Here is a 25,473-nt window from a genome sequence, read left to right as displayed (position 1 = left end):
TCGGTCTCCTCGAGCACCGGGGGCGATATCGCTCTGCGGAGACTTATCGTCCGACCGCCGGGACCAGGCCGCCTGCATGACCAGCGTCAGCAGGCCAGTATCCTGTCTCCCGACCGAAAGAGGGAGGCAGGGATCATGTCAGTGAGGCAAAGCCTCCGCGGTACCCGAAAAGCCTTCAGCTGCCATCGGGGTAATAGGCAGCTTTTGCAGCAGCCCGTTCAGGGTTTCCAATGCCTTGTCGAGTTGCTGGTCCTGACCGTTGAACGTCGCGACCGGCATGTTTTCGACGGCAATGTCGGGCTCCACGCCGTGGTTCTCTACGAGCCAATGGCCCTTCATGTCGAAATAGGGATGCTGTGCAGTGCGGGGCAGGCCGTTATCGGCCAGACGGTCGGAGTCTGAAAGCCATACGCCCGCTCCGGCTGTACGCATGCCAATCAACGGCCCGATGCCGAGCGCCTTCACGCCTTGCGAGAAGGTCTCGCCATCCGAGTAGGTGAATTCATCGCACAGAACAACGATATGCCCCCTGAAGGCCTGTTGCATGTTGCCTTGCGATGCCTTGCCATGGTCGGACCAGAACATCCAGACCTTGCGTAACAGCTGCGAAAGCACCCAGGAATCGATATTGCCACCCAGATTGCGACGAACATCGATAATCAGCCCGTCCTTATCGGTCTGGGCATAGAAGTCGCGTGTGAACGCTGCAATATCGTCCGGGCCCATGGCGCGCAGGTGCAGGTAGCCTATCCGCCCGTGGCTGTCCTTTTCGACACGCGCGGCGCGCTCGCTTTCCCAAGCACGCAGACGCAGACTCGTCTCCTGCTTGGCGGACACAGGCGTGACGATGGTCTGGAACTGCCTGTCCTTGCGTTTGAGGGTCAGCAGCACCTGCTTGCCCGCCTGATTGGCAAGCAGCGAAGAGAGGTCTGGCAGGTCGGCCAGGCTTTGACCGTTGAGGGAGACAATCAGATCACCCGGCTGCGCGTCGACATCCGGTGCCGCCAGCGGCGCGCGATCCTGCGGGAGATCCGGGTTGCCCGTGTAGATGCGATCAATCAGAAAGCCGCCCGGCTGGCGTGTCAGATGGGCACCAAGGCCGGCAATCAGGGTTTCATTGTCGCGGGTTGTGGTTTCAGCAGGGCGAAGCTGCGAGTGAAGCGCATTGAGTTCACCCATCATCTGGCCGAGCAGATCGTCCAGATCCGAGCGGTCACCTATGCGGGCCAGAAGCGGCCGGTAGCGTTCGCGAACACTGTTCCAGTCCACGCCATGCAGTGCAGGGTCATAAAAATGGTCTCGATGCAGACGCCACGCATCGGTGAACATGTCCTGCCATTCCGCACCGGGGTCGATGCGCAGTCGCAGGCCGTCGAGACTGATCTGTGACTCCGGCCCTCCAGCATCACCCAGCGTCGCGCCCGCCGGGACAAGCTGGATCTTGGGTCGCTGCTTTTCCTTGCCGGAGACCAGCATAAGTGTCTTGCCATCCGGTGTCAGGCTGAAATCCCTGAGATCTGCTGCAAAGACCTTGGGCTTGATCTCGTCGCGGGTCACCTTGACGGAATACAGCGTCATTCCGTCGTTCTTGGCTGTCAGGTCGTCCGGCTTTTTTGCCAGCAGGTAGAGATAGTCAGGCGCGATCTCGATCTGGCTGTAATCCGCCGCCGGGACGGGCAGTTGATACAGGCGTGCGGCCAGACCGTCGGGGTCGAAAACCGGGGTCTTGGCGTTCGAGGGCGCGGCTGGCTTCTCGGGGGGCTTGGCCGGAGCGGCCGGTTCGAGCTCATTATGCGGCGCAAAGGGGAAACGCGCGCTCTTGTGCAGGGCCAGCGCGAAAATTCCCGTACGAGGCCCGAACACGGGTGCGGGGTTGCGATCCCCCCAGGGGCTGCCATTGCTCAGCTTGAAAAGCCTGTCGGACAGGAACCACAGGAAGTGACCATCCGGGCTGAAGCGCGGCGCGTAGGAATCGTAGTCCGGCGTCGTGGCCCAGAGCGTGGCCCCTGTTTCAAGAGGATAAAGTGCGATCTGGCGCCGGACATTATCCCCCCGCGCCCGCGTAAAAGCCAGAGCCCGGCCATCATGGGACCAGACCACCGATTCATAATCGCTCTGCCCGTCGAGACGAGCATCGTCGATGAGTTTGTCGGTGCGTGTCGCAACGTCCAGAACAAACAGATGCCCGGCAAGATCGGTATGAGCGATATGGGTGCCATCGGGCGACACCCAGAGCCCGGTAGGCTCGCTCTTGCTGGCATGGGTCAGGGCCGTGCCTTCGGCTCCTCCCGTGGCCGGAAAGGCCCAGAGTTCGGATTCTCCGCCCTTGTCGCTGAATGCATAAAGCGTCTTGCCATCAGGGGAGAGGCTGGCATGACGCAACCGTGTGCTCGCTGCGGTTGCCAGCGTGATGCGTCTTTGCGGCCCCGCGCTGGCGAGCGCCACGTGACCACGCAGGGTCAGGGCGACCTGCTTGCCGTTGGGCGCGAGATCGATATCGGTCAGATAGGGGAAAGGATTATCCAGCCACTGAGGGCGTCGCGCAGCATTGTCACTGACAACATCAACGGGAATGAGCGTCTCGTTGCCGGTATCGAGGTCGAAGTGATAGAGGTCTGCCCCACGCTGATAAACCACATCGTGGACGCTCAGACTGGCCTGTCTGATGCCGAAATCATCATGTTGCGTGAGCGGATGGCCATCCGTGCCATCCAGCGCATAGCTCCAGAGATTGTCGCGGCCGCTCTGGTCGCTGATGACGATCAGCCGGTCTTTCCAGAGCATCGGGCGGCGCAGATTGACGTTTTGCGGCCCCAGACGTTCGGCTTCACCGCCGCCTTTGAGTCGATAGCGCCAGAGTTGCGCCACAGCCCCGCCGCGATACAGCCTGAGGTGGTCATGGGAGACGGCCGTGCCGAAACGGACGAAATAAAGCCATTGTCCGTCAGCGCTCAGGGCAGCGTCATTGGCATCGGCCAGAGGGTAGGTGCGCTTCGTGCCGCTTACGGGAAGGATCGCGCTTACCACGCGGCTCAGTCCCGGGCCCGTCGCGGGAGCCGAGCTGTAGAGAATACCCGCCTTTCTGTCCCAGCCGATGGGCATGACATTCTGGTTCTCGAAGGTGACGCGCCTGGCCGTCCCCCCTTCGACCGGCATGACATAGATTTCCTGCGGGCCGTCATAATTGGCCAGAAAGGCGACCTGCTTGCCATCCGGTGAGAGAATGGGATGCGGATCCGAGCCGATTGGTGCGGTCAGGCGCGTTGCGTTGCCGCCCTGCAAGGGGGCGCTCCACACCGATTGCTCGTCATCAAAGACAAGGGTCGTGCCTGACAGGGCGGGATCACGCAGATAGCCGGGCGCAGCCTGGGCAGGAGGCGAGGCAAGGCCAAGCAGGGTCAGGCTGGCAATAGCGGTACTGGCGAGAAGGGAGGAGAGACGCATAAACACCTTCTGGAGCAACGAAATTCTGTGATGCGGGAGAGCGGCGCGGAAGCCTCACCTCGAGGGGGTTGCAAATAGAAACTGTGAAGTGTCCTCAAACGCAAGCCTCATGGCCTGTATTCGGGTGCTGAGAGGGGGCCGAATGGCACAGGAAACGGCACCGGGAAGGGCCTTAGCTGGTAGCGGCGCGTAATCCGTACCCCGCGGCGAGGGGGCACAGAGGCAGTGCCAGCGCCAGAAAGGCGCCGAGTATGCTCAGCTCCACCCTGTTGCTTTGACCATTGGTCGCCGCATCGGCGGCTGCTGCGCCAAAGATCAGCACAGGTGAGGCGAGGGGCAGAGTCAGAAGCGGCAGCAGGATGCTGCCACGTCGCGCGCCCAGCACGAGCCCCGCCGCCATTCCCCCCAGAAGCGAAAGCAGCGCCGTGCCCGGCACGAGCCCGGCCAGCAGTGGCAGGATATCGCCCGGCGTGCCCCCCAGCATGAGTGTAAGAGGGCCGGCCGCAACGAGCAGGGGCACGCCGGTTGTCAGCCAGTGCGCGATGATCTTGGCAAGCGCCACCAGCGAAGGGGGTAGGCCCAGAAGCAGAAGGTGATCGAGGCCGCCATCATCAAGCTCGGCACCAAAAAGCCGGTCGAGCGGCAACAGGCTGGCCAGCAGCGCGCAGACCCAGATAATGCCTGGGGCCATGCGGTGAAGCAGAACCGGCGATGGTCCAAGCGCCAGCGGAAAGAGGCTGGCACAGAGCACGAAGAAAAGAACAGCCGCGAGCGTGTCGGCCCCAAAGCGCACGGCAAGAGACAGGTCGCGCCGGATGAGGGAGAGGAAAGCGCTCACCAGCATGGGTCACTCCCCTGAAAAGCCGTGGGAGTGAGAGCGAGGATCATGGCATCGGTCAGGGGCAGGGGAACATGGGTTGTGGCGATGATCATGCCACCCCGGGCACGATGCCGGGCCATCACATGCCCGAGTGTTTCGATTGCGTGCGCATCCAGCCCGAGGCTCGGTTCATCCAGCAACCAGACGGGCGCGTGGCGCAGAAGGAGGCGGGCGAAAGCGCCGCGTCTTTTCTGGCCTGCCGAAAGAAGGCGCGTCGGCAGATCAGCCAGCGTTATCAGGCCAAGGAGGTCGAGAGCCTGATCCAGCGCTGCACCCTTGTCCCCTTTTGTTGTTCGTGTCCCAAATAACCCGGCGTCAAGGCTCAGGTTCTGACGCAGGGTAAGAGCAGGCTTGAGCGCATCCTGATGGCCAAGATACGCGATATCCAGAGCCTGTGTCGGATCGAGCCTGTCGGCTGACCTCGTCTCGCCATTCCAGGTGACCTGACCACCCTGTGCGGGGCAGAGCCCGGCCAGAAAACGGAGCAGGGTCGATTTGCCCGCACCATTCGGACCCGTGAGCAGGATGGCCTCGCCGGGCGCGAGCGACAGGCTGAGTCCATCCAGCACCAGACGATCGCCGCGTATCACGGTTACGTCATGCAAACTGAGCCAGGGCGCTGGAGGCGAGGGAAAGCCTGACATTGTGCGGAAATAACATCTTCCTGAGAGAGTTTTATTCGACTCTGTGCGAATAAGGGTCGAGACTGTATAGAAGGCTCAGCCCTTGAGGGCCAGTTGACAAGGCAGGAGGACAAGCCATGAGAACCGTTGGACGGGATTCCCTGGGCGTGATGCGGGATCTGGAGGTTGATGGCCGAAAGTACCACATCTTCTCCCTGCCAGAGGCGGCGGCCAAGCTGGGCAATCTGTCCCGCCTGCCGGTCAGCCTCAAGGTTCTTCTCGAGAACGTTCTGCGTTTCGAGGACGGGCTGAGCTATCGCACTGAAGATGCGCAGGCCATTGTCGACTGGACGGCAAAGGGCCATTCGGATCAGGAAGTGCCCTTCAAACCGGCGCGTATCCTCATGCAGGATTTCACCGGCGTTCCGGCCGTGGTCGATCTCGCTGCCATGCGCGACGGCATCATTGCCCTTGATGGTGACCCGGAGAAGGTGAACCCGCTGGTGCCGGTCGACCTCGTGATCGATCACTCGGTCATGGTGGATGTGGCGGGCAGCGCCGATGCGCTGGAACGCAATGTCGAGATCGAGTTCGAGCGCAATGGCGAGCGTTATGCCTTCCTGCGCTGGGGCCAGGGCGCATTCGAGAACTTCCGTGTTGTGCCGCCGGGTGCAGGCATCTGCCATCAGGTCAATCTCGAATATCTGGCGCAGGCCGTCTGGACCGGAAAGGTCGATGGCAAGGACTACGCCTATCCCGATACCCTCTATGGTACGGACAGCCACACCACCATGGTGAACGGTATGGGCGTGCTCGGCTGGGGTGTGGGCGGCATTGAGGCCGAGGCCGCGATGCTTGGCCAGCCTATTGCCATGCTGATCCCGGACGTGATCGGTGTGCGCCTGGAAGGCGTTCTGCCTGAAGGCGCAACCGCGACCGATCTCGTGCTGACCATTACCGAAATGCTGCGCGCCGAAGGCGTGGTTGGCAAATTCGTGGAATTCTTCGGTCCCGCCCTTGATCATCTGCCGGTGGCCGATCGTTCGACCATCGCCAATATGGCGCCGGAATATGGTGCAACCTGCGGGTTCTTCCCGGTGGATGCGCTGACGCTGGATTATCTTCACCAGACAGGACGCGACGAGCATCGCATCCGTCTCACCGAGGCTTATCTGCGCGCCCAGGGCATGTTCCGCGACGCCGATACGCCTGAGCCTGTGTTCTCGAAGGTTCTGTCGCTCGATCTTTCGACCATCATCCCCTCACTGGCTGGCCCGAAGCGTCCGCAGGATCGCGTGGCCCTGACCAATGCGACGGCGGCTTTCGAGGACGCGCTGACGACCACGCTGGGCGTGAAGCCGGACGACGTGCGCAAGCGCGCCATCGTGGCCGGGTCGGATTACGACATCGGTCATGGTGATGTGGTGATTGCGGCCATTACCTCGTGCACCAACACCTCCAACCCGGCGGTTCTGGTGGCGGCTGGTCTGGTGGCACGCAAGGCCCGTGCGCTCGGTCTCAAGCCCAAGCCCTGGGTCAAGACGTCGCTCGCCCCCGGCTCGCAGGTGGTGACGGATTATCTCGACAAGGCAGGCCTCAGCGCTGATCTCGATGCGCTTGGTTTCGAGACGGTCGGTTATGGCTGCACGACCTGTATCGGCAATTCGGGCCCCATCGCCCAGCCGATCGTGGATGCGATCGAAGGCAATGGTCTGGTGGCCACGTCGGTGCTTTCGGGTAACCGCAACTTTGAAGGGCGCATCTCGCCCAACGTGCGCGCCAACTATCTCGCCAGCCCGCCGCTGGTGGTGGCCTATGCCCTGCTTGGCACCCTGCGCAAGGACATCACGAAAGAGCCCCTCGGCATCTCGAAGGATGGCAAGGAAATCTTCCTGCGCGATATCTGGCCAAGCAATGAAGAGATCGCAGCGCTCATCAAGTCCTCCGTCACGCGTGAGAGCTTTGTCGAGCGTTATGGCAGCATCTCGAAGGGCACGAAGCAATGGCAGGCTCTGGCCGTTGCCAGCGACGCCCGTACCTTCGCGTGGTCGGACAGTTCGACCTACATCCAGAAGCCGCCCTATTTCGAAGGGCTGACCAAGGAGCCGGGCGAGACGCATGACATCGAGAATGCGCGTATTCTTGCACTGCTGGGCGACAACATCACGACCGACCACATCTCACCGGCAGGCGCCATCAAGCCGTCTTCCCCGGCGGGCAAGTTCCTGAGCGAGCATCAGGTGGCGGTTGCGGATTACAACTCCTACGGGTCGCGCCGTGGCAATGACCGCGTGATGGTGCGTGGCACCTTTGCCAATATCCGTATCCGCAACGAGATGCTTCCGGGCGTCGAGGGCGGCATGTCGAAATACCTGCCTGATGGCACGGTGGCGTCGATCTATGACGTGGCGCATCGCTATCAGCAGGATGGCACGCCTCTGGTCGTGATTGGCGGGCGTGAATACGGCATGGGCTCCTCGCGTGACTGGGCTGCGAAGGGCACGAATCTGCTGGGCATCAAGGCCGTGATTGCAGAGAGCTTCGAGCGTATCCATCGTTCCAATCTCGTGGGCATGGGCGTTCTGCCTCTGACCTTCCGCGAGGGGACGACGCGCAAGACGCTGGGGCTGGATGGCACCGAAACGATCTCACTGGGTGGGCTCGAGTCCATTACCCCGCGTATGACCGTACCCATGACCATCACCCGCGCCAGCGGCGAGACCGAGCAGGTCGAACTTCTTTGCCGCATCGATACGCTTGATGAAGTCGCCTATTACAGGCATGGAGGGATTCTCCCTTATGTCCTGCGCGGGATGACCGAAACTGACTGATCACGCCGAGACCGTTCTCGACGCCAGAAACATCACCAAGAGCTTTGGGCGACATGTCGTGCTGCACGACATGTCGCTTCGCGTTAGGCGTGGTGACCTGATTTCCATCATCGGGCCTTCGGGCTGCGGGAAATCGACTTTTCTTCGCTGTCTCAATTTTCTGGAGATACCTGATTCCGGAACGATCCGGATCCGGGATATCGAAATCGACACGGTCGCCGGTCAGGGTTGGAACCGGGCCCAGGAGCGTCGTGCCCATAAGCTGCGTGCCCATGTCGGCATGGTTTTCCAGTCGTTCAACCTGTTTCCCCATCGCACGGTTCTGGACAATGTCATGCTGGCGCCACGGGCGGTTAAAGGCATGGCAACTGGCGATATCGCGCCGCTGGCGCGTGGTCTGCTGGCGAAGGTCGGGCTCGATGGTCTGGCTGACCGTTATCCCTCGACACTGTCTGGCGGTCAGCAGCAGCGTGCGGCCATTGCCCGCGCCTTGGCCATGAAACCGGCCATCATGCTCTACGACGAGCCGACCTCTGCGCTGGACCCCGAACTGGCTGAAGAAGTTTTGCAGGTCATGCGCAGACTGGATGAGGAGGGCATGACCCAGATCGTCGTGACGCACGATATGCGCTTTGCCCGTGCGGCATCGAACCGCGTGCTGTATGTCGAGGGGGGCCGCATCATTGAGAGCGGCGACCCTGAAGAAGTCTTTGCGGCTCCTGAAGATGCCAGAACGCGCCGCTTCCTGAGGTCACTGCTGTGAACGTCTGCACCGTGCCAAGGCGGGTCCTCGCCGGCGCCCTGATGGGGGTGATGCTTCTGATCGGTGGCCATTCTGTCCATGCCCAGACATCTTCACCCCCACCAGCGATAAGCAACACGGCTTCATCGTCGGTTCTGAACTGGGCCTCGGATGGTGAGGCCAATGTTCCCTATGTCTTTCACGACCCGGCGGACACGAATCGTCTAGAGGGATTCGAGTTCGACATGGTGCAGGAGATCGCCCGGCGTCTGAAACGTACACCGCATTTCGTGCAGAACGATTGGGACGGTCTGATCCCCGGCCTCCAGCGCGGCATGTATGACATGGTGGTGGACGGCATCGAGATGACGCCCGACCATGTGAAGGCGGCGCTCTTCTCGCGGCCTTACTATGTGACCGGCGATCGCATCGTGGTGCGTCGCGACCGTCAGGACCTTGCCAGTTTCGCGGCCCTCAAGGGGCATGTGGTCGGAACGATCAAGGAGACGCTGGCCGAGCGGCTGTTGCAGAACGAGCCAAGCATTACCACGCGCTCTTACGAAGAGGAAACCTATGCCTTTTCGGACCTGCGCAACGGGCGTCTGGATGCGCTCCTGCTCGACGGGCCCATCGCGCTTTTCTATGCCGGGGTGACCGATGATCTGGTGATCGTTGGCGAGCCGGTGGGACAGACCCGCTATGGCATTGCCTTCAAGCCGGGCAATGTCGCGCTTCATGATTCCGTCGATCGTGCGCTGGGCGACATGATGAGCGATGGGACGCTTCAGACCATTCTTCGGCGCTGGAGTCTCTGGACACCCGAGATGGCGGCCATGACGGGCGACCACACGGTGCGTGAGGTGCCTCCTGTCGCGTGGCTGCGCTATCGTGACGCCATGCGCAGTCAGCTTGGCTGGATGGGGCTGCTCCACCGTTATCTCGGATTTCTGCCCATCATCGGCAAGGCGGCCGTGCTGACCCTTGTGGTGTCGGCCCTTTCCATGATCCTTGCCGTCAGTCTGGGGCTCGTGCTTGCCTTGTGCCGCCACTACGGGGCACGCCCCCTGCAATGGCTGAGCGGTCTCTACATCGAAATTGTGCGCGGCACGCCTCTGCTTATTCAGGTGCTCTTCATTTTCTATGGTCTGCCGGGCATAGGGATCAAACTGTCGCCTTTCTTCGCGGGCGTGCTGGCTTTGGGCCTGAACTATGCGGCCTATGAAGCCGAAAATTATCGGGCTGGCCTCTCCTCTGTACCGCGAGGGCAAATGGAGGCGGCCATTGCGCTCAACATGACGCGCGCCAAGGCTGTGCGACTGGTGATCGTGCCGCAGGCTTTCCGCACTGTCCTGCCGGTTATGACCAACGACTTCATTGCCCTGCTCAAGGATTCTTCGCTGGTGAGTGTGATCACGCTGACCGAGCTGACAAAGACCTATATCCGGCTTTCATCGACCTATTATGACTATATCGGCACCGGGCTTCTGATCGGTGCGGCCTATCTGCTGCTCGGACTGCCTTTCGTCCGTTTTGCCCGCCATGTGGAACGCCGACTTGGGCAAAGCTTCACACGCTCGGGACACCACTGAAAACTCTGTTACAAAACTTCTGAGTCCGATGCAGAGGTAAGCGTGTCGTTCGCCGCAAGATTGTGCAGAGCGGGGTTCTTGTCCGGCTGACCCATTCCTCCCCCTCATGGCGGTTGCGAGTGGGCGCAATGCGATCAGAGCTCGGCCCGAGTGTTCGCCTCATAGGTCTCCGCATGGCGGCGATTGCGTAAAGATAGCTGAGAGCGGCGGCCCCCGCGATGGCCGCGTCACGCACGGCGGGGCGCGCGAGCAGATAGGCGAGATAGGCTAGAACGCTACGCAGTAAAAAATGTCTGAAGCCAGCAGGATCATTTGCACCCCACCCGTGAGGTACCCAGACAATACCAGAAAAAATGGTGATTCCCAGAAACAGTATAGCCGGGTCGTGAGCCGTGCGCGCTGCAATGATGGCAAAGGGAACCAAAACACTGGTGACGGTGATGAAACGCATGAAAAGTTGAGTGATCGGGTTGTGCCGGTTCACCACTCTCAATCCAACCTGACCTCGCAGTTTGTCGATCAATAGAGCCAAGGGAAACGGAATGGCCGCAGCCATGAAAACGGAGAAGAGCGGTAGCTTGTCACCCATCCAGACACCCGCCAGCGCCAATGATGACCAGGAGATGAGGCCGCCGAGCGGCATGGCCGACATGCATTACGCCAGGTAGGATTCGCGCAAGGTGTTGAGTGAGTCTTTGGACTAGTTATGCAAATATAGATTGTACTTGTATGGCACTAATGCCCTGAGTTTTAATCAATTTTCTAAATATGATCGATATGAAAGCGATATATTGGTGTGCGTGCTGATTGAGGAGCGTATTCGCGGATCAATGCGGCGATCGCAGCGACACTATGAAGCGAAAAATGATGTGGCACTGCCAACATGCGAACGCCTGCCTTCCCGCTCTTCAATCAAAAGCAGTTTCGATCAGGCAATGCTCAGATGGCTTTGACGCGCTTTAGGCGACGTCCTTCTTAAGGCACGCCGCCTGCACGACTCAGGGAGCCGATGGGTCGTGGGCAAGGTCCGGCGAAAATGTCGGGCTACCCGCATCATGCGTCATGGCCTGCCGGAGGAGCGGCACCCAGCGAGAGAACCAGCGATCGGTCTTTTGTATGAATTCGTCGGCTGTAGGAACCTGCGACAACGTCGTTTTGTCCCAATAGGGAAGGGGGGCCAGCAACTGGACCGTGCCGGTCTTGGTGGGGGCAAGAAGATAGGTGATGCCTGAGCTGCCCTTGGTCGCATCGGTGGCACCACTGCTTAGAATCCAGTTGGCGACCACAAAAAGGGAGGGCATGGGAAAGCCCAAAGCGCTCAGTCTCTTGAACGCAAGCTGAATCAGCTCATCAGACGAAATGGCACCATTCGGCCCCATGACGGCATTGGCGATAAAAGCGCATTCATTGCGACCATCGGGCCGATCGGCATAGATATGGGCGCGATAATTACGATCGTCGTGACAATGCGAGGCCGCTGACTGAACGACATCGAGAGGTAATTGCTCCGTGGCTGTCCGTGCAATCATGACGCCTGTGACAACACCACGATCGGTGCGCACTAGAATATTGATCAGCATAAGGCCGCCCGGACCGAATTGCCCGGTGAGCACCGGATGCCAGACTCCGGCCGGCAGGGGCAATGTATGCCCACCGAACGGTATCGTTCCTGTAAGTGACGCAGTGATATCGGGTGTCATCAGGCGATTGGTGTCGTCCGGCGCGTCTGCTTGTGCCTGAGAGCCTTGCCCGTTATTGACGGCCTGATCCCTCGCAGTGGATGCGGTGGCAGCGCCATTCGGGGGCTGCATGCCGGGCAGCCGCTGAAGCCATGGCGCATGGGCAAGCATCCAGGGCAAGGGGAAGAAGAGGCTCATGATCGTGAAAAAGATCATGATATAGATCATGAGGCGCCATGCAGGGGCACGACGCCACAAGCGGGTGAAAGCTGACACTGACTATCGTTCCGGCAGGGTTCAGGGTGTCAGTCGCGCATTGAGCGAGACCGAGTCGTCAGCTATTTCGGCTTTGACACCGTCGTTGCTCATGACGAGACGAACGAGCTTCGCATTATTCTGGCGCGCCAGGATCAGGCTTTCACTGACCATGTCTTCGATCGAGCGAACCAGATCACGTGCCGAGGCCCCGGCACCCAACTTCTGCTGACGCTGCATGAGTTGGAAGAGCAGGTAGGCATCGATACCACCAGCTTCGACATTAAGCCCATAACCCTTGATCATCGCCTCGATTTCCAGCGCTGCTACCCGCGCAAGATCGAGGTCGCGCAGCTGACGGAAGACAAAGATACGATCCAGACGGTTCAGGACTTCGGGTGCAAAACCGGCCTTGCGCAGGGCTTCCGTCGACTCCGCACGCATCCTGTCTGCGTCGTCATGGAGACGATCGGCAATTTCGGTCAGTGCTTCTGTGGCAATATTGGAGGTGAGCATGAAGATGGCGCGCGTTGTAGATACCTGAGCGCCAGTTGAGGCCTCGGTCACGTGACCGTCATTCCATGCTGTCAGAAATTTTTTGAAAACGTCTGGATGCGCTTTCTCGATCTCATCCAGCAACACGATCGCATCCGGCTTCTCCTGAAGGCCGCCCGTGAGCTTGCCGAAACTATCGGATCCTACATATCCCTTTGGCGAGCCGAAAAGCATGGTTGCAGCGTGTGGGCTGGACATCTGGGTCATGTCGAAATGAAGCAGGGGCCGGTCCATCTGCCGGGCGATCTGTTTTGCCAGGTAGGTTTTTCCCGTGCCCGGAGGGCCGGCGAGGAGAAAGATTCCGACCGGCTTGTTACGCACAGTAAGAGCGAGACGGCGTCTCAACTGCTGGGCAATATCCTCGCAAACCTGATCCTGACCGACGACCTTGGCGCGCAGTCCGGCGGCCAATTCCTCGGCATTGATCGCGACTTCCTTCTGCTCCTGGGCAAGTAGCTCTTCGAGCGCAACGCGGTTTGTCAGGCGGGCGAGAATATCCATAACGAAACCTTTGCGACGGCGAAGCCCCTTGCGGGCTAGTTTTGTGGAGCGCACCTCATAGAGGAGGCCGGATATCGAGAGCAGAGCGGCGAGACCGGCAACGGGAGGATAGGCGTCCCTTGCCCAGGAGAGGAAATGAAGCAGCATTCCCCCCGAAAGGTGAAGCGAAACAGCTGCCTGAATGCTCGCAAGAATCAGAAAAATCACCATCATGACGGGCATGAGGCGATTGAGGGCGGGCATCAGGGCTTTCATTGTACGATCACGTCCAGAACAATCTGCTGATCAAGGCTGGCGAGGGTTGGGAGAACCTGAGCGCCAAGCGCCGTAAGTATGCCGGTCTCTAGCCCCCCAGCTGGAGGCTGAGTCAGGGGGGATATCGTGACCTCGCCAGCCAGATAGATAGGTAGAACCACAGCCTGCAATTCGGGTTTGAGAGTAAGTCGCTGCGTTAAACCACCCGAGGTGATGGCAATAGACTGGCCGGGTAGCCCCGCTATCTGAGCGATAGGCATGCGCACCAACCGCATGCGGCGATTTTTCACAGCGGCGAGTATGTTTGCCCTCTGCTGGGTATCGAAGCCTGAATGCGCCAGAGCTGACGGAGCCTGCCCGGGGGCAATCAGGGCAAACTGTGCACCCAAATGTCTGGCATCTGCCCGGATCTGGGGTTCACGGTCTAGCGGAGTAGTTGAAGCTTGCGGTGCGCGAGCCGCTGTCACGCCGCCATGAGCCGTGTTTTGCCAGTAGGCACCCCCCATGCATGCCATGACAACGGCAGACGCCAGGACTAGCTTGGAGGTCAACCCGCCGCTCTCGCGAGGGGAGTGATGGCCGCTGCCAACTGTCCCATGGGAGAGCGGCTTGAGTTGTGGCTCGGGCGTATCGTTCATCGCTGCGACTGTGGCAGGATAAAAACCATGACTGCAAGAGCCCTGTTACACGGGGAGTGTAATCAAAAGTTACGCATCACGCTTCCTGCCATGCACGAGTCTTGCATCGACGGCCATCTTGGCCTAAACAGCCCGTATTCCTTTCATCTTTCGTCTTATCGGGGGGTGGCCTTGACGGGCCGCCTTTTTTTGTCTTGGCCAATGAAATTCCCAGCCTGAACGGTCTTGAAGCGCGTATTGCGCAGCAGATCGAGCCGACCCTGACCGATCTCGGTTACGAGCTCGTGCGCCTGAGCGTGCTGGGCCGCGAGACGCCGACCATCCAGATCATGGCTGATCGCGCCGATGGGTCCCTGATCGGAATCGAGGATTGTGAGCAGATCAGCCACGCCGTTGGCGCCGTGCTGGATGTGGATGATCCGATCCCTGGCGCGTGGACGCTTGAGGTTTCCTCTGCCGGAATCGATCGCCCGCTGACACGCCTGAAGGACTGGGACCGTTTTGCGGGTCATCTGGTCAAGGCTGAGCTCGATCTGCCGCTCAATGGTCGCAAGCGCTTTTCGGGTATCATCACCGGAACGCGTGATGGTGCAGCCGTGATTCGTCTGGATGACGGCGAGGAAGCCGTTCTGCCCATCGACACGATCCGCAAGGCCCGTCTTGTGCTGACCGACGCGCTGATTGAGGCGAGTGCCGCGATGCTGGGCATTGCATCCGAGGATGAAGGGGCAGAAGAAGAGGAGGCACCGCGTCGCAAGACGCCGAAGCTCAATCCTGCCAAGCCGGGCAAGGGATCGCGGCCCGGACGAAAGACACACTGAAGTTAGCGTTACTGGGTTTATCGCCTTTCCCGTTTCTGATGGTCCGCGCCGCAACGGTGCGCCGCATTTGAGGATTTCGTCTGATGGACACCTCCGTTACCCGTCCTGAGCTGCTTCTGGTGGCAGATGCTGTTTCGCGTGAAAAGAACATCGATCGTGAAGAAGTGCTGGAGGCGATGGAGCAGGCCATCCAGAAGGCCGGGCGCGCCAAGTACGGCCACGAAAAGGATATCCGCGCGACGATCGATCGCCGCTCCGGTGAGGTTCGTCTGTCACGCTGGACCGAAGTGGTCGAGACCGTGGAAAACGAGGACACCCAGATTCCGCTCGCCATTGCGGTGAAGTTCCAGCCTGAGATCAAGCTGGGCGAGCATCTGGTCGACCCGCTGCCGCCCATCGATTTCGGCCGTATCGCTGCCCAGACTGCCAAGCAGGTTATCGTGCAGCGTGTTCGCGAATATGAGCGCAAGAAGCAGTATAACGAGTTCAAGGATCGCGTGGGCGAGATCGTCAACGGCACGGTCAAGCGCACGGAATACGGTAACCTCATGGTCGAGATCGGTCATACGGAAGCACTGCTCCGTCGTGACGAACTGATCCCCCGCGAGTCGTTCCGTAATTCCGATCGCGTGCGCGCCTACATCTATGACGTGCGTGACGAAACGCGTGGCCCGCAGATATTCCTGAGCCGCACCCATCCTGCGTTCCTTGCCAAGCTGTTTGCGCAGGAAGTGCCAGAAATCTATGACGGCATCATCGAGATCAAGGCCGTGGCCCGTGATCCGGGATCGCGCGCCAAGATGGCCGTTGTCTCCAAGGATGCATCCATCGACCCGGTTGGTGCCTGCGTTGGTATGCGCGGCTCACGCGTTCAGGCCGTTGTAGCCGAGTTGCAGGGCGAGAAGATCGACATCATCCCCTGGAGCCCTCAGGCCGCAACCTTTGTGGTGAATGCTCTGGCTCCCGCCGAAGTGACGAAGGTGGTCATGGATGAGGAAGCCGGTCGCGTGGAAGTTGTCGTGCCGAACGAGCAGCTTTCGCTTGCCATCGGTCGCCGTGGTCAGAACGTGCGTCTGGCAAGCCAGCTCACGCGCTGGGACATCGACATTCTGACCGAGGCGGAAGAATCCGAGCGTCGTCAGGAAGAATTCCGCAAGCGTACCCAGCTCTTTGTCGATGCGCTCGATGTCGATGACGTGATTGCTGGCCTGCTGGTGACCGAAGGCTTCCACACCATCGAAGAGCTGGCTTACGCCGATCCGGATGAGCTGCATGCGATCGAGGGCTTCGATGAAAGCGTAGCCGAGGAGCTGATGCGCCGCGCCGAGGAATTCCTCGTGCAGAAGGAGCAGGAGCTGGACGACAAGCGTCGGGGCCTTGGCGTTGAGGATTCGATTGCCGAGCTGGGCGTGTTTACCAACGCCATGCTGGTGACGTTGGGTGAGAAGGGTGTGAAATCACTCGATGATCTGGCCGATCTCGCAGGTGACGAGCTTGTCGAAATGCTCGGCAGTGACAATATAGATGAAGATGCTGCCAATGAGATTATCATGGCAGCCCGTGCCCACTGGTTTGATGGTGAGCAGGCAGAAGCGGCCCCCGAGGAAGGGGAGGCTTCCGACGTCTGAGATCCACCAAACAAAGGCACCGAGTCCCGACTCCGATATCGAGCTTGACCTGATCGAACTCGATGATGAGAAGGGGCCGCAGCGGCGCTGCATCGTCTCTCGCGAGAGCGGGAACCCTGAAGTCATGCTGCGTTTTGTCGTCGCGCCCGATGGTACGGTCGTTCCCGATCTGGCGGCTAAGCTGCCAGGGCGGGGAATCTGGTTGAGTGCCAAGCGGGATGTGCTAGAAACCGCGCGGACGCGTCACCTGTTTTCTCGGGCAGCGCGTCAGCCGGTAAAGGTGCCTGAGGATATTGCGCAGGTGCTGGTTTCAGGAATAGAAGCGCGGCTGGTGCAGGGCCTTGGGCTCGCGCGTCGGGCCGGGCAGGCTCTCTGTGGGTTTGTTAAGTGTCGCGAATGGATTGCTGCCGGAAAGGCCGGCTTGGTGATCCAGGGATCGGGCGGAAGCCCGGATGAGTTGCGGCGTCTGATATCGGGAAACAACAAGGTTCCGGTGCGGACGTTACCGGCCCAGATGCTCGCGACGGCATTTGGGCGGGAACATGCGGTCTATGTTGTGATAGCGCCCGGTGCGCTCGCGCAGCGTCTGATGGCTGAGCATGAACGATTTTTGGGGCTGACCGATGGGTTGGTTCCTGAGCCGCGCAATGAGCGGCTCGGACGGGAACAGGCAGGTATATGAGCGAAGGCAACGAACGGAACCAGGGCACTCAGGCTCAGGGCGGTCAGACAGATGGCCAGAATGTCCAGGATCAGGGCGCCCAGGCTCAGGGTGACCAGGGTAAGGGACGTCTGTCCCTGCGTCCGGGCGGGCGCATGGAACTCGGGCGCACGGTAGATGCGGGCTCTGTCCGACAGAGCTTCAGCCACGGCCGCTCCAAGGTGGTGCAGGTCGAAGTGCGCAAGAAGCGCGAAACGAATGAGCGCAAGGACGGCCGCGGTGCTGCCGGTGGCCGCGGTGGCCGCGCCGGTGCAGGACGTGCGCTGACTCCTGCGGAACTCGCCATCCGCCAGCGCGTGCTTGAAGAGCAGCGCAAGGAAGCGGCTCGCGAGGCTGCGCGTCTCGAAGAAGAGAAGATCCGTATCCTCTCCGCAGCCGAAGAGGCGAAGCGTGAGGAAGAGGCACGTGCCGAGGCAGCAGCCCGCGAGGTTGAAGCCCAGCGTGAAGCTGAAGAGCATGACCGCCAGATGGCAGCCGCGGCTGAAGATCAGGCGAAGCAGGAAGCCCTCGAGGAGCAGCGCAAGGCGCGTGCCGCCGAGCGCGAGCGCGAGGAAGCTGCACGCCGTGCGCCGCTCGAGGCGACTGAGTCGGCCCGTCGTACCGGTGGCGTGCAGCTTGCTGCCCCGATGGAACGTCTGCGTCCGCTGGCCGAACGTGCCGTCATGGCGCCGCGTCCCGTCACGCCCAAGCCTGCGCCTGCCGCGGCCGGTGCATCGGCTGCAGCGCCTCGCAATGAGACCCTGCATCTGCGTCGCGGTGGCGCTGGTGGCGAAACCGAGGATGATCGTCGCGCTGGTCCGCGCCGTGCCCCGGCCGCACCGCCGCGCCGTGGTGCGCCAGCTGCGCCCAAGAAGAGTGGTGATTCGCGTCGTTCGGGCCGTATCGACGTCCGCGCCGCGATCGAAGGTGATGACGACAAGACGCGTTCGCTCGCTTCGGTTCGTCGCCAGCGCGACCGCGAGCGCCGTCAGGCCGAACTTGAGCGTCTCCGCGCCGATCAGGTCCGCGTGGTGCGTGACGTGATCCTGCCAGAATCCATCACGGTGGCCGAGTTGGCGAATCGTATGGCGCTGCGCCAGGCTGAAGTCGTCAAGGCACTCATGAAGATGGGTGTGATGGCCACGGCCACGCAGCTGATCGACGCCGATACGGCCGAACTGGTCATTAGCGAATTCGGCCATCGCGTCCGTCGCGTTGCCGAGAGCGACGTGGAACTGGGCATCGAGGGTGTGGAAGACCGCGAGGAAGACCTCGTGACACGCGCTCCGGTCGTGACCGTCATGGGCCATGTCGACCACGGCAAGACCTCGCTGCTCGATGCGCTGCGCACAACTGATGTGGCAGCTGGCGAAGCCGGCGGCATCACCCAGCATATCGGCGCCTATCAGGTGACGGTGCCCAGCGGCGCGAAGATCACCTTCGTCGACACGCCTGGCCATGAAGCGTTTACCTCGATGCGCGCCCGCGGTGCTTCGGTCACTGACGTGGTTGTGTTGGTTGTGGCAGCCGATGACGGCGTGATGCCGCAGACGATTGAGGCCATCAAGCACGCCAAGGCTGCCGATGCCCCGATCATTGTGGCGATCAACAAGATCGACAAGCCGGGTGCAAACCCCGACCGGGTACGTCAGGCCCTGCTGAGTCACGAAATCGTGGTGGAAGCCCTCGGCGGTGACGTGCAGGATGTCGAGGTTTCGGCGCTCAAGCGTACGGGTCTGGACAAGCTGGAAGAGGCCATTCTGCTGCAGGCAGAAGTGCTCGACCTGAAGGCGAATCCGAACCGCGTGGCTGAAGGTTCGGTCATCGAAAGCCGTCTGGATCGCGGTCGCGGTCCGGTGGCAACGGTTCTGGTGCAGAAGGGCACACTCAAACGCTCCGACATCGTCGTGGCTGGTGCCGAGTGGGGTCGCGTTCGCGCCATGCTGGATGACAAGGGACGCCAGCTCAAGGATGCTGGTCCGTCCATGCCCGTCGAGCTTCTCGGTATCACGGGTGTTCCCGGTGCCGGCGAACCTTTCGTGGTCGTCGAGAACGAGAACCGTGCCCGCGAGATCTGCGAGTTCCGTCAGCGCAAGCAGAAGGACAAGATGGCAGCCGGTCGTGCCGCAGCCCGCGGTACGCTCGACCAGATGCTGGCCCGTATCCAGGCGGGTGAGCAGAAGGAAGTGGCTCTGCTTATCAAGGCAGACGTGCAGGGCTCTGCCGAGGCTATCGAGGCTTCGGTGCTCAAGCTCGAGCATGAGGAAGTTCGTATCCGCGTGCTGAATGCCTCTGTCGGTCAGATCACCGAGAGCGACATCCAGCTGGCCAAGGCATCGAACGCCATCATCGTGGCATTCAATGTTCGCGCCACCACGCAGGCCCGTGAAATGGCCCAGCGTGAGGATGTGGATATCCGCTACTACTCGATCATCTATCAGGTGACCGACGATGTGGAGCAGCTGGTCAAGGGCAAGGTTGCGCCCAAGCATCGCGAGAAGTTCCTCGGTTACGCCGAGATCCGTCAGGTCTTCAACATCACGAAGGTCGGCAAGGTCGCGGGTTGCTATGTCACCGAGGGCGTGGTCAAGCGTGGCTGTGGCGTGCGTCTGCTGCGTGACAACGTGGTGATCCATGAAGGCGAGTTGAGCCAGCTCAAGCGCTTCAAGGATGACGTCAAGGAAGTGGCTCGCAACTACGAGTGCGGTCTCTCCTTCGCTGGCTACAACGACCTGCGCGAAGGCGACATGGTTGAGTGCTACGAGATGGAAGTGATCCCTGCATGAGGGGTTCGCGTTCCAAGGTGCCGGGCTTTTCAGGGCCCGGCGACGCCGGTGGCCCTTCACAGCGTCAGCTGAGAATGTCCGAAGAGGTCCGTCGTGTTCTTTCGGATCTCTTCGCTCGCACCGAGTTCCGTGATCCGGAACTTTCGGGCGTGCATGTGACGGTCACTGAAGTGCGTATCTCCCCCGATTTTCGCCACGCCACGGCTTTTGTCAGCCGTCTGGGGCGTAGCGATATCGAGGAAGTGCTACCTGCGCTCAAGCGCGTGGCGCCGTTCCTGCGTACAGGACTTTCCAAGACCCTGCGCTCGCGCATCGTGCCGGAAATTCATTTCCAGCCCGATACCGCGCTCGAACATGCGATGGAAATGGATGCGCTGATGCGCACACCGGAAGTCCGTCGCGATCTTGATTCCGAAGACTGAGTGGAGCGACCCGTCATGGGACGCAAAAAAGGGCAGGATATCGACGGCTGGCTGGTCGTCGACAAGAGCCTGAAAGTCGGTTCGACCGATGTGGTGAACAAGGCACGCCGCCTGTTCGATGCCAAAAAGGCTGGACATGGCGGCACGCTGGACCCCTTGGCGACGGGCATTCTGCCGGTTGCTTTTGGTCAGGCTACCAAGACGATCCCCTATATCATGGATGCCACCAAGCGTTATCGCTTCACGCTGTTCCTTGGTGAGTCGCGCACAACCGATGACCGCGAGGGCGAGGTCGTGCTGACAAGCGAGCATCGCCCCAGTGATGCCGAACTGCGCGCGGCTCTTCCCGCGCTCATCGGTGATATCATGCAGGTGCCGCCGGTCTATTCTGCGCTCAAGGTGGATGGCGAGCGATCCTATGACCTCGCACGGGCCGGACGACCGCCCGACCTGCCGCCGCGGCCTGCGCGCGTTGACTCCATCACGCTTGTCGACCGTCCTGATCGTGACCATGCCGTGTTCGAGGTACAGTCGGGCAAGGGCGTGTATATGCGCAGCCTCGCCCGTGATATCGCCCTGGCTTGCGGGACAGTCGGGCATATTGCCGTATTGCGCAGGACCAAATGCGGCCCGTTTGACGAGACCCATGCGATAACACTGGACAAGCTGGTTCAAAATGACGACAAGGCCGATGCACTTTCAGCGCTTCTGCGCCCGGTCTCGACCGCGCTGGCCGACATCCCGGCTCTGGCCGTGACCGACGCAGAAGCACAGGCCTTGCGCTTTGGACAGAGCCTATCTCTGGCCGATTGCGCCGCTCTGATGCTGACACCGCGGGAGGGTGACGTCCTGCAGGCCCAGGAGGGGGGGTGTCTTGTCGGTTTGTGCCGTGTCCAGGAGGGCCGTCTCAAGCCGATACGGATATTCGAGTCGTTTAAATACGGAGACAGAGATGTCGATTACAGCTGAACGCCGCACGGCGCTGATCGAAGAATTCAAGACCAACCCGACCGACACCGGGTCGCCGGAAGTGCAGGTTGCACTGCTGAGCGAGCGCATCGTCAACCTGACGGGCCATCTGCAGACGCACAAGAAGGACTTCCACTCACGTCGTGGTCTTCTGATGCTCGTTGGCCAGCGTCGTGGCCTGCTTGACTATCTCAAGCGCAAGGATCAGGGCCGCTACCAGACCCTTATCGAGCGTCTCGGCCTGCGCCGCTAACATGCTCGGCGGAGGGTCATGCCTCCGCCACCTCCCGTCGTCATTCTGGCGGCGGGATACCAGGCTTCGTCACTGAACGTTGAAGCTGGAGACAGAACCGGCCTTCGGCGTTTCAGGCCACATGGTGACATGCCGGTCCGATCCCGGCCTTTCTTGCCATGCCGTCCGAAACGCTGCCAGCCAGTCAGGGCCCGTTCCCTTCAGATCACCGTAACCGGTGCCAAAGCCCCCTAATCAGGACAGAATGATGTTCAACTACTTCCGCAAGGAAATCGACTGGGCCGGACGCCCGCTCGTTCTGGAAACCGGCAAGATTGCCCGTCAGGCTGATGGTGCGGTTGTCGCCACCTATGGCGATACGGTTGTGCTCTGCACCGCCGTTGGTGCCAAGTCGGTCAAGCCGGGCCAGGACTTCTTCCCGATGACCGTCAATTATCAGGAAAAGGCCTATGCAGCTGGCCGTATTCCTGGTGGCTTCTTCAAGCGTGAGGGCCGCCCGTCCGAGAGCGAGACCCTGATCTCGCGTCTGATCGACCGTCCGATCCGCCCGCTCTTCCCTGAGAACTTCCGCAATGAAGTGCAGGTCACGGCGACCGTTCTCAGCCATGACATGGAAAATGACCCCTCACTGGTTGCGCTGATCGGTTGCTCGGCCGCGCTCACCCTTTCGGGTATTCCCTTCTATGGTCCGGTTGGCGTGGCTCGCGTGGCCCGCATCAATGACCAGCTCGTCATCAACCCGACCATTGCGGAGATGAAGGAGAGCGCACTCGATCTCGTCGTCGCCGGGACGAGTGAGGGCGTGCTGATGGTTGAATCCGAAGCTTCCGAGCTTTCGGAAGAGATCATGCTCGAAGCCGTGACCGCAGGCCATGCCGCCTTCCAGCCCGTGATCGATGCGATCATCGATCTGGCCGAGCACGCCGCCAAGCAGCCCTGGGACCTCGAAGGCCCCACCAAGGAGCAGATCGCCCTGCGCAAGCGCGTAGAGAAGATCGGCACCAAGCTGATGGCCGACGCCTATAAGGAAAAGGCCAAGCAGGCACGCTACGAGAAGATCGCGACCGCCAAGGCACGCATCATCGAAGGTCTGACCGAGGAAGGTCTGGACGTCGATATGGCCAAGCCGATGCTCAAGGAGCTTGAGGCCCAGGTCGTTCGTGGCGCCATCCTGAAGACCGGCATCCGTATCGACGGTCGCGACACCAAGACGGTGCGCCCGATCTTGTCCGAAGTCGGCATCCTGCCGCGCGCCCATGGCTCCTCGCTCTTTACGCGTGGTGAGACGCAGGCTCTGGTCGTTGCCACGCTGGGCACCACCCAGGACGAGCAGATCATCGACGCTCTTGAAGGCGAGTACCGCTCGAACTTCATGCTGCATTACAACTTCCCACCCTATTCGGTTGGTGAGTGCGGCCGCATGGGAAGCCCGGGCCGTCGCGAGATCGGCCATGGCAAGCTGGCATGGCGTGCGCTGCACCCGCTGCTGCCGGGCAAGGACCGCTTCCCCTACACGGTGCGTATCGTTTCCGAGATCACCGAGAGCAACGGGTCGTCCTCGATGGCCACTGTTTGCGGTTCCTCGCTGGCGCTGATGGATGCCGGCGTGCCCCTGCCGCGCCCCGTTGCCGGTATCGCCATGGGCCTGATTAAGGAAGATCGTGGCTACGCCGTGCTGTCCGACATCCTGGGTGACGAAGATCATCTTGGTGACATGGACTTCAAGGTGGCCGGTACCGAATCCGGTATCACCGCGCTGCAGATGGATATCAAGATCACTTCGATCACGCCTGAAATCATGAAGGTGGCGCTCGAGCAGGCCCGTGACGGTCGTATCCACATCCTCGGCGAGATGGCCAAGGCGATCGATGAAGGTCGTGAGGGGGTCTCGCGCAATGCGCCGAAGATCACCACCATGAACATCGCCAAGGAGAAGATCCGCGATGTGATCGGTTCGGGTGGCAAGGTCATTCGTGAGATCGTCGAGTTCTCGGGTGCCAAGGTTGATATCAACGACGAAGGTGTCATCACCATCGCTGCCTCGAATGACGAGCAGGCCCAGAAGGCCATCTCGCGCATCGAAGGTATCGTGGCTGAGCCGGAAATCGACCGCATCTACGATGGCAAGGTCGTCAAGACCGCCGATTTCGGTGCCTTCGTGAACTTCCTCGGGCCGCGCGACGGTCTGGTGCATATCTCCGAGCTGACTGATGGTCGCGTGGCCAAGACCACCGATGTCGTGAAGCAGGGTGATGCCGTGAAGGTGAAGGTTGTCGGTTTCGATGACCGCGGCAAGGTCAAGCTGTCGATGCGCGTTGTCGATCAGCAGACCGGCGCCGATATCTCGGAGAGCGTCGGTGCAAAGGCCGCTCGTCCGACCAGGCAGCGTGACGCTGACTGATCTCCCGTTTCAGGAGGAGGGCCATGAATGGGCCTCCTCCCTCGGAGTACAACACAGATTATGATGTCGATTGATACCGTCCGCATGGCTGGCCGGGAGGTTCTCCCCCTCGTTGAGGGTGGTAAGGGCGTCTCGGTTTCGACCGGTATATCAGCAGGCCACTGGGCTGCTGCTGGTGGCGTGGGCACTGTCTCTGCCGTCAATGCCGACAGCTATGATGCAGATGGCAACCGTATCCCCCAGATCTATTCGGGCCGTACGCGCCGTGAGCGTCATGAGGAACTGATCCGCTACGCGATCGAGGGCGGTATCACCCAGGTTCGCATTGCCCGCGAAATTGCAGGCAGCAAGGGCATGATCAACGCCAATCTCCTGTGGGAGATGGGCGGTGCCGAGCAGGTGATCGAGGGCATCCTCGAGGGTGCCCCCGGGATGATCGACGGGCTGACCTGCGGCGCTGGCATGCCGTATCGTCTGTCGGAAATCGCCGCACGTCATAAGGTGCATTATTATCCGATCGTCTCTTCGGCGCGCGCTTTCAACGCGCTGTGGAAGCGTTCGTACAGCAAGACATCCGAATTGCTGGGCGGCGTGGTTTATGAGGATCCCTGGCGGGCGGGCGGCCATAACGGGCTGTCGAACACCGAGAACCCGCTTAAGCCGGAAGACCCCTATCCCCGCGTTGCCGCGCTGCGCAAGTCCATGAACCAGTTCGGTCTCGAGACCGTGCCGATCATCATGGCTGGCGGTGTCTGGTGGCTCGAGGAATGGGCGCACTGGTTCAATAATCCCGAGATCGGCCCGATCGTGTTCCAGTTCGGCACACGCCCGTTGCTGACTCAGGAGAGCCCTATCCCTGACGCATGGAAGCGCCGCCTGCGCCGACTGCATGAAGGCGATGTGTATCTCAATCGCTTCTCGCCCACCGGCTTCTATTCATCGGCTGTGAACAACAGCTTCATGCAGAACCTGCGCGGGCGTTCCGAGCGTCAGGTGGCCTATAGCAGCGAACCTGTGGGCGAGCATGATACGGCTCATGGGATCGGTGCACGCAAGCGCGAGGTCTGGATGACCGCAACGGATCGCGAGCATGTTCTGGCATGGGAGGCTGCAGGCTATACCGAGGCTATGCGCACACCGGATTCGACACTTGTTTTCGTCGCGCCTGAAGAAAGCCGCGTGATCGTGGCCGATCAGGTGGCCTGCATGGGCTGTCTTTCGGAATGTCGCTTCTCCAACTGGAGCCAGCGCGGCCCGAACTATACCAACGGGGCGAAGTCCGATCCACGTTCCTTCTGCATCCAGAAGAGCCTGCAGGACATTGCTCATGCCGATGACAGCATGGGGATCGAGGCCGCCGACCAGTTGGTTGATCATAACTTGATGTTTGGTGGGACGAACGCATGGCGTTTCGGTTCCGATCCGTTCTATGCTGATGGCTTCACGCCGACAGTCGGTCAGCTTGTCGAACAGATCATGACGGGGCGCTGAGCGCCCTCAA

18 protein-coding genes and 2 pseudogenes are annotated in these 25,473 nt (G+C 60.8%); 13 read left to right on the top strand and 7 right to left on the bottom strand.

The window, feature by feature from the left end:
- Window positions 1-138: 138 nt before the first annotated feature.
- From P5689_RS04025 to ccmA, 3 genes and pseudogenes are all read right to left on the bottom strand, one after another.
- Window positions 139-3,444 (bottom strand): S41 family peptidase, encoded by a 3,306-nt coding sequence (locus P5689_RS04025; protein ID WP_285532176.1) that lies wholly within the window; start codon window positions 3,442-3,444, stop codon window positions 139-141.
- Window positions 3,445-3,616: 172 nt separating this feature from the next.
- Window positions 3,617-4,288 carry a heme exporter protein CcmB gene (ccmB, locus tag P5689_RS04020; protein ID WP_031241344.1) on the bottom strand — a complete coding sequence of 224 codons (672 nt, stop codon included), beginning with the start codon at window positions 4,286-4,288 and terminating at the stop codon, window positions 3,617-3,619.
- Window positions 4,279-4,929, bottom strand: a pseudogene (ccmA, locus tag P5689_RS04015) (heme ABC exporter ATP-binding protein CcmA); the annotation flags it as partial. The gene ccmB and the pseudogene ccmA, both read right to left, overlap by 10 nt.
- A gap of 155 nt (window positions 4,930-5,084) precedes the next feature.
- Between ccmA and acnA the strand changes: the two are divergent.
- The 3 genes from acnA to P5689_RS04000 all read left to right on the top strand — a co-directional run bounded on the left by acnA (window position 5,085) and on the right by P5689_RS04000 (window position 10,109).
- Entirely contained in the window at window positions 5,085-7,778 is a 2,694-nt protein-coding gene (gene acnA / locus P5689_RS04010) for an aconitate hydratase AcnA (RefSeq protein WP_023979567.1), read from the top strand.
- A gap of 70 nt (window positions 7,779-7,848) precedes the next feature.
- Window positions 7,849-8,541, top strand: coding sequence for an amino acid ABC transporter ATP-binding protein (locus P5689_RS04005; protein ID WP_081866928.1), 693 nt, complete (start codon window positions 7,849-7,851; stop codon window positions 8,539-8,541).
- 41 nt (window positions 8,542-8,582) lie between these two features.
- A complete protein-coding gene (locus tag P5689_RS04000) occupies window positions 8,583-10,109 on the top strand; it encodes an ABC transporter substrate-binding protein/permease (protein ID WP_285532169.1) in 1,527 nt (508 codons plus the stop codon).
- On the opposite strand, the gene P5689_RS03995 is transcribed toward P5689_RS04000, so the two are convergent.
- The 4 genes from P5689_RS03995 to P5689_RS03980 form a co-directional block, all read right to left on the bottom strand.
- Complete coding sequence (locus P5689_RS03995) at window positions 10,087-10,761, bottom strand: DUF7010 family protein (RefSeq protein ID WP_023979570.1); 675 nt, start codon at window positions 10,759-10,761, stop codon at window positions 10,087-10,089. The genes P5689_RS04000 and P5689_RS03995 overlap by 23 nt on opposite strands.
- 346 nt (window positions 10,762-11,107) lie before the next feature.
- Window positions 11,108-12,064, bottom strand: coding sequence for a hypothetical protein (locus P5689_RS03990; protein WP_023979571.1), 957 nt, complete (start codon window positions 12,062-12,064; stop codon window positions 11,108-11,110).
- A 21-nt stretch (window positions 12,065-12,085) separates the two neighbouring features.
- Window positions 12,086-13,354 (bottom strand): AAA family ATPase, encoded by a 1,269-nt coding sequence (locus P5689_RS03985; RefSeq protein ID WP_285532168.1) that lies wholly within the window; start codon window positions 13,352-13,354, stop codon window positions 12,086-12,088.
- Window positions 13,351-13,992: a hypothetical protein gene (locus tag P5689_RS03980; RefSeq protein ID WP_285532167.1), complete on the bottom strand. Its 642-nt coding sequence runs from the start codon at window positions 13,990-13,992 to the stop codon at window positions 13,351-13,353. The genes P5689_RS03985 and P5689_RS03980 overlap by 4 nt, the downstream gene beginning before the upstream one ends.
- Window positions 13,993-14,186: 194 nt before the next feature.
- On the opposite strand from P5689_RS03980, the gene rimP reads away from it, so the two are divergent.
- The 10 genes and pseudogenes from rimP to P5689_RS03935 all read left to right on the top strand — a co-directional run bounded on the left by rimP (window position 14,187) and on the right by P5689_RS03935 (window position 25,463).
- Window positions 14,187-14,813 carry a ribosome maturation factor RimP gene (gene rimP / locus P5689_RS03975; protein ID WP_122039726.1) on the top strand — a complete coding sequence of 209 codons (627 nt, stop codon included), beginning with the start codon at window positions 14,187-14,189 and terminating at the stop codon, window positions 14,811-14,813.
- A gap of 83 nt (window positions 14,814-14,896) precedes the next feature.
- Window positions 14,897-16,441 carry a transcription termination factor NusA gene (gene nusA / locus P5689_RS03970; protein WP_062165068.1) on the top strand — a complete coding sequence of 515 codons (1,545 nt, stop codon included), beginning with the start codon at window positions 14,897-14,899 and terminating at the stop codon, window positions 16,439-16,441.
- Window positions 16,338-17,123: an RNA-binding protein gene (locus P5689_RS03965; RefSeq protein ID WP_285532166.1), complete on the top strand. Its 786-nt coding sequence runs from the start codon at window positions 16,338-16,340 to the stop codon at window positions 17,121-17,123. The genes nusA and P5689_RS03965 overlap by 104 nt, the downstream gene beginning before the upstream one ends.
- Window positions 17,120-17,558, top strand: a pseudogene (locus P5689_RS15610) (translation initiation factor IF-2 associated domain-containing protein); the annotation flags it as partial. The gene P5689_RS03965 and the pseudogene P5689_RS15610, both read left to right, overlap by 4 nt.
- A gap of 71 nt (window positions 17,559-17,629) precedes the next feature.
- On the top strand, window positions 17,630-19,927 hold the full coding sequence (gene infB / locus P5689_RS03960; protein WP_408868562.1) for a translation initiation factor IF-2: 2,298 nt from the start codon (window positions 17,630-17,632) through the stop codon (window positions 19,925-19,927).
- On the top strand, window positions 19,924-20,349 hold the full coding sequence (gene rbfA, locus P5689_RS03955; RefSeq protein WP_122039729.1) for a 30S ribosome-binding factor RbfA: 426 nt from the start codon (window positions 19,924-19,926) through the stop codon (window positions 20,347-20,349). The genes infB and rbfA overlap by 4 nt, the downstream gene beginning before the upstream one ends.
- Before the next feature lie 15 nt (window positions 20,350-20,364).
- A complete protein-coding gene (truB, locus tag P5689_RS03950; RefSeq protein WP_285532165.1) occupies window positions 20,365-21,318 on the top strand; it encodes a tRNA pseudouridine(55) synthase TruB in 954 nt (317 codons plus the stop codon).
- Window positions 21,302-21,571, top strand: coding sequence for a 30S ribosomal protein S15 (rpsO, locus tag P5689_RS03945; RefSeq protein ID WP_023979579.1), 270 nt, complete (start codon window positions 21,302-21,304; stop codon window positions 21,569-21,571). Before truB ends, rpsO begins: the two co-directional genes overlap by 17 nt.
- Window positions 21,572-21,818: 247 nt before the next feature.
- Complete coding sequence (pnp, locus tag P5689_RS03940; RefSeq protein WP_285533825.1) at window positions 21,819-23,972, top strand: polyribonucleotide nucleotidyltransferase; 2,154 nt, start codon at window positions 21,819-21,821, stop codon at window positions 23,970-23,972.
- A 60-nt stretch (window positions 23,973-24,032) separates the two neighbouring features.
- Window positions 24,033-25,463: a nitronate monooxygenase gene (locus P5689_RS03935; protein ID WP_285532164.1), complete on the top strand. Its 1,431-nt coding sequence runs from the start codon at window positions 24,033-24,035 to the stop codon at window positions 25,461-25,463.
- Window positions 25,464-25,473: the final 10 nt, after the last annotated feature.

The organism is Asaia sp. HumB, assembly GCF_030263835.1.
GTDB classification, from domain to species: domain Bacteria; phylum Pseudomonadota; class Alphaproteobacteria; order Acetobacterales; family Acetobacteraceae; genus Asaia; species Asaia bogorensis.
This window is presented reverse-complemented; position numbering and strand designations above follow the sequence as displayed.

Excerpts from the sequence above, each read along its gene's own strand:
- acnA (WP_023979567.1), top strand. The coding sequence starts at position 5,085 with ATGAGAACCGTTGGACGGGATTCCCTGGGCGTGATGCGGGATCTGGAG.
- P5689_RS03995 (WP_023979570.1), bottom strand. The coding sequence starts at position 10,761 with ATGTCGGCCATGCCGCTCGGCGGCCTCATCTCCTGGTCATCATTGGCG.
- pnp (WP_285533825.1), top strand. The coding sequence starts at position 21,819 with ATGTTCAACTACTTCCGCAAGGAAATCGACTGGGCCGGACGCCCGCTC.
- P5689_RS04000 (WP_285532169.1), top strand. The coding sequence starts at position 8,583 with ATGGGGGTGATGCTTCTGATCGGTGGCCATTCTGTCCATGCCCAGACA.
- truB (WP_285532165.1), top strand. The coding sequence starts at position 20,365 with ATGGGACGCAAAAAAGGGCAGGATATCGACGGCTGGCTGGTCGTCGAC.
- infB (WP_408868562.1), top strand. The coding sequence starts at position 17,630 with ATGGCAGCCGCGGCTGAAGATCAGGCGAAGCAGGAAGCCCTCGAGGAG.
- P5689_RS03980 (WP_285532167.1), bottom strand. The coding sequence starts at position 13,992 with ATGAACGATACGCCCGAGCCACAACTCAAGCCGCTCTCCCATGGGACA.
- P5689_RS03965 (WP_285532166.1), top strand. The coding sequence starts at position 16,338 with ATGAAGATGCTGCCAATGAGATTATCATGGCAGCCCGTGCCCACTGGT.
- P5689_RS03935 (WP_285532164.1), top strand. The coding sequence starts at position 24,033 with ATGATGTCGATTGATACCGTCCGCATGGCTGGCCGGGAGGTTCTCCCC.
- nusA (WP_062165068.1), top strand. The coding sequence starts at position 14,897 with ATGGACACCTCCGTTACCCGTCCTGAGCTGCTTCTGGTGGCAGATGCT.
- P5689_RS03985 (WP_285532168.1), bottom strand. The coding sequence starts at position 13,354 with ATGAAAGCCCTGATGCCCGCCCTCAATCGCCTCATGCCCGTCATGATG.
- rbfA (WP_122039729.1), top strand. The coding sequence starts at position 19,924 with ATGAGGGGTTCGCGTTCCAAGGTGCCGGGCTTTTCAGGGCCCGGCGAC.
- P5689_RS04005 (WP_081866928.1), top strand. The coding sequence starts at position 7,849 with ATGTCGCTTCGCGTTAGGCGTGGTGACCTGATTTCCATCATCGGGCCT.
- rpsO (WP_023979579.1), top strand. The coding sequence starts at position 21,302 with ATGTCGATTACAGCTGAACGCCGCACGGCGCTGATCGAAGAATTCAAG.
- P5689_RS04025 (WP_285532176.1), bottom strand. The coding sequence starts at position 3,444 with ATGCGTCTCTCCTCCCTTCTCGCCAGTACCGCTATTGCCAGCCTGACC.
- ccmB (WP_031241344.1), bottom strand. The coding sequence starts at position 4,288 with ATGCTGGTGAGCGCTTTCCTCTCCCTCATCCGGCGCGACCTGTCTCTT.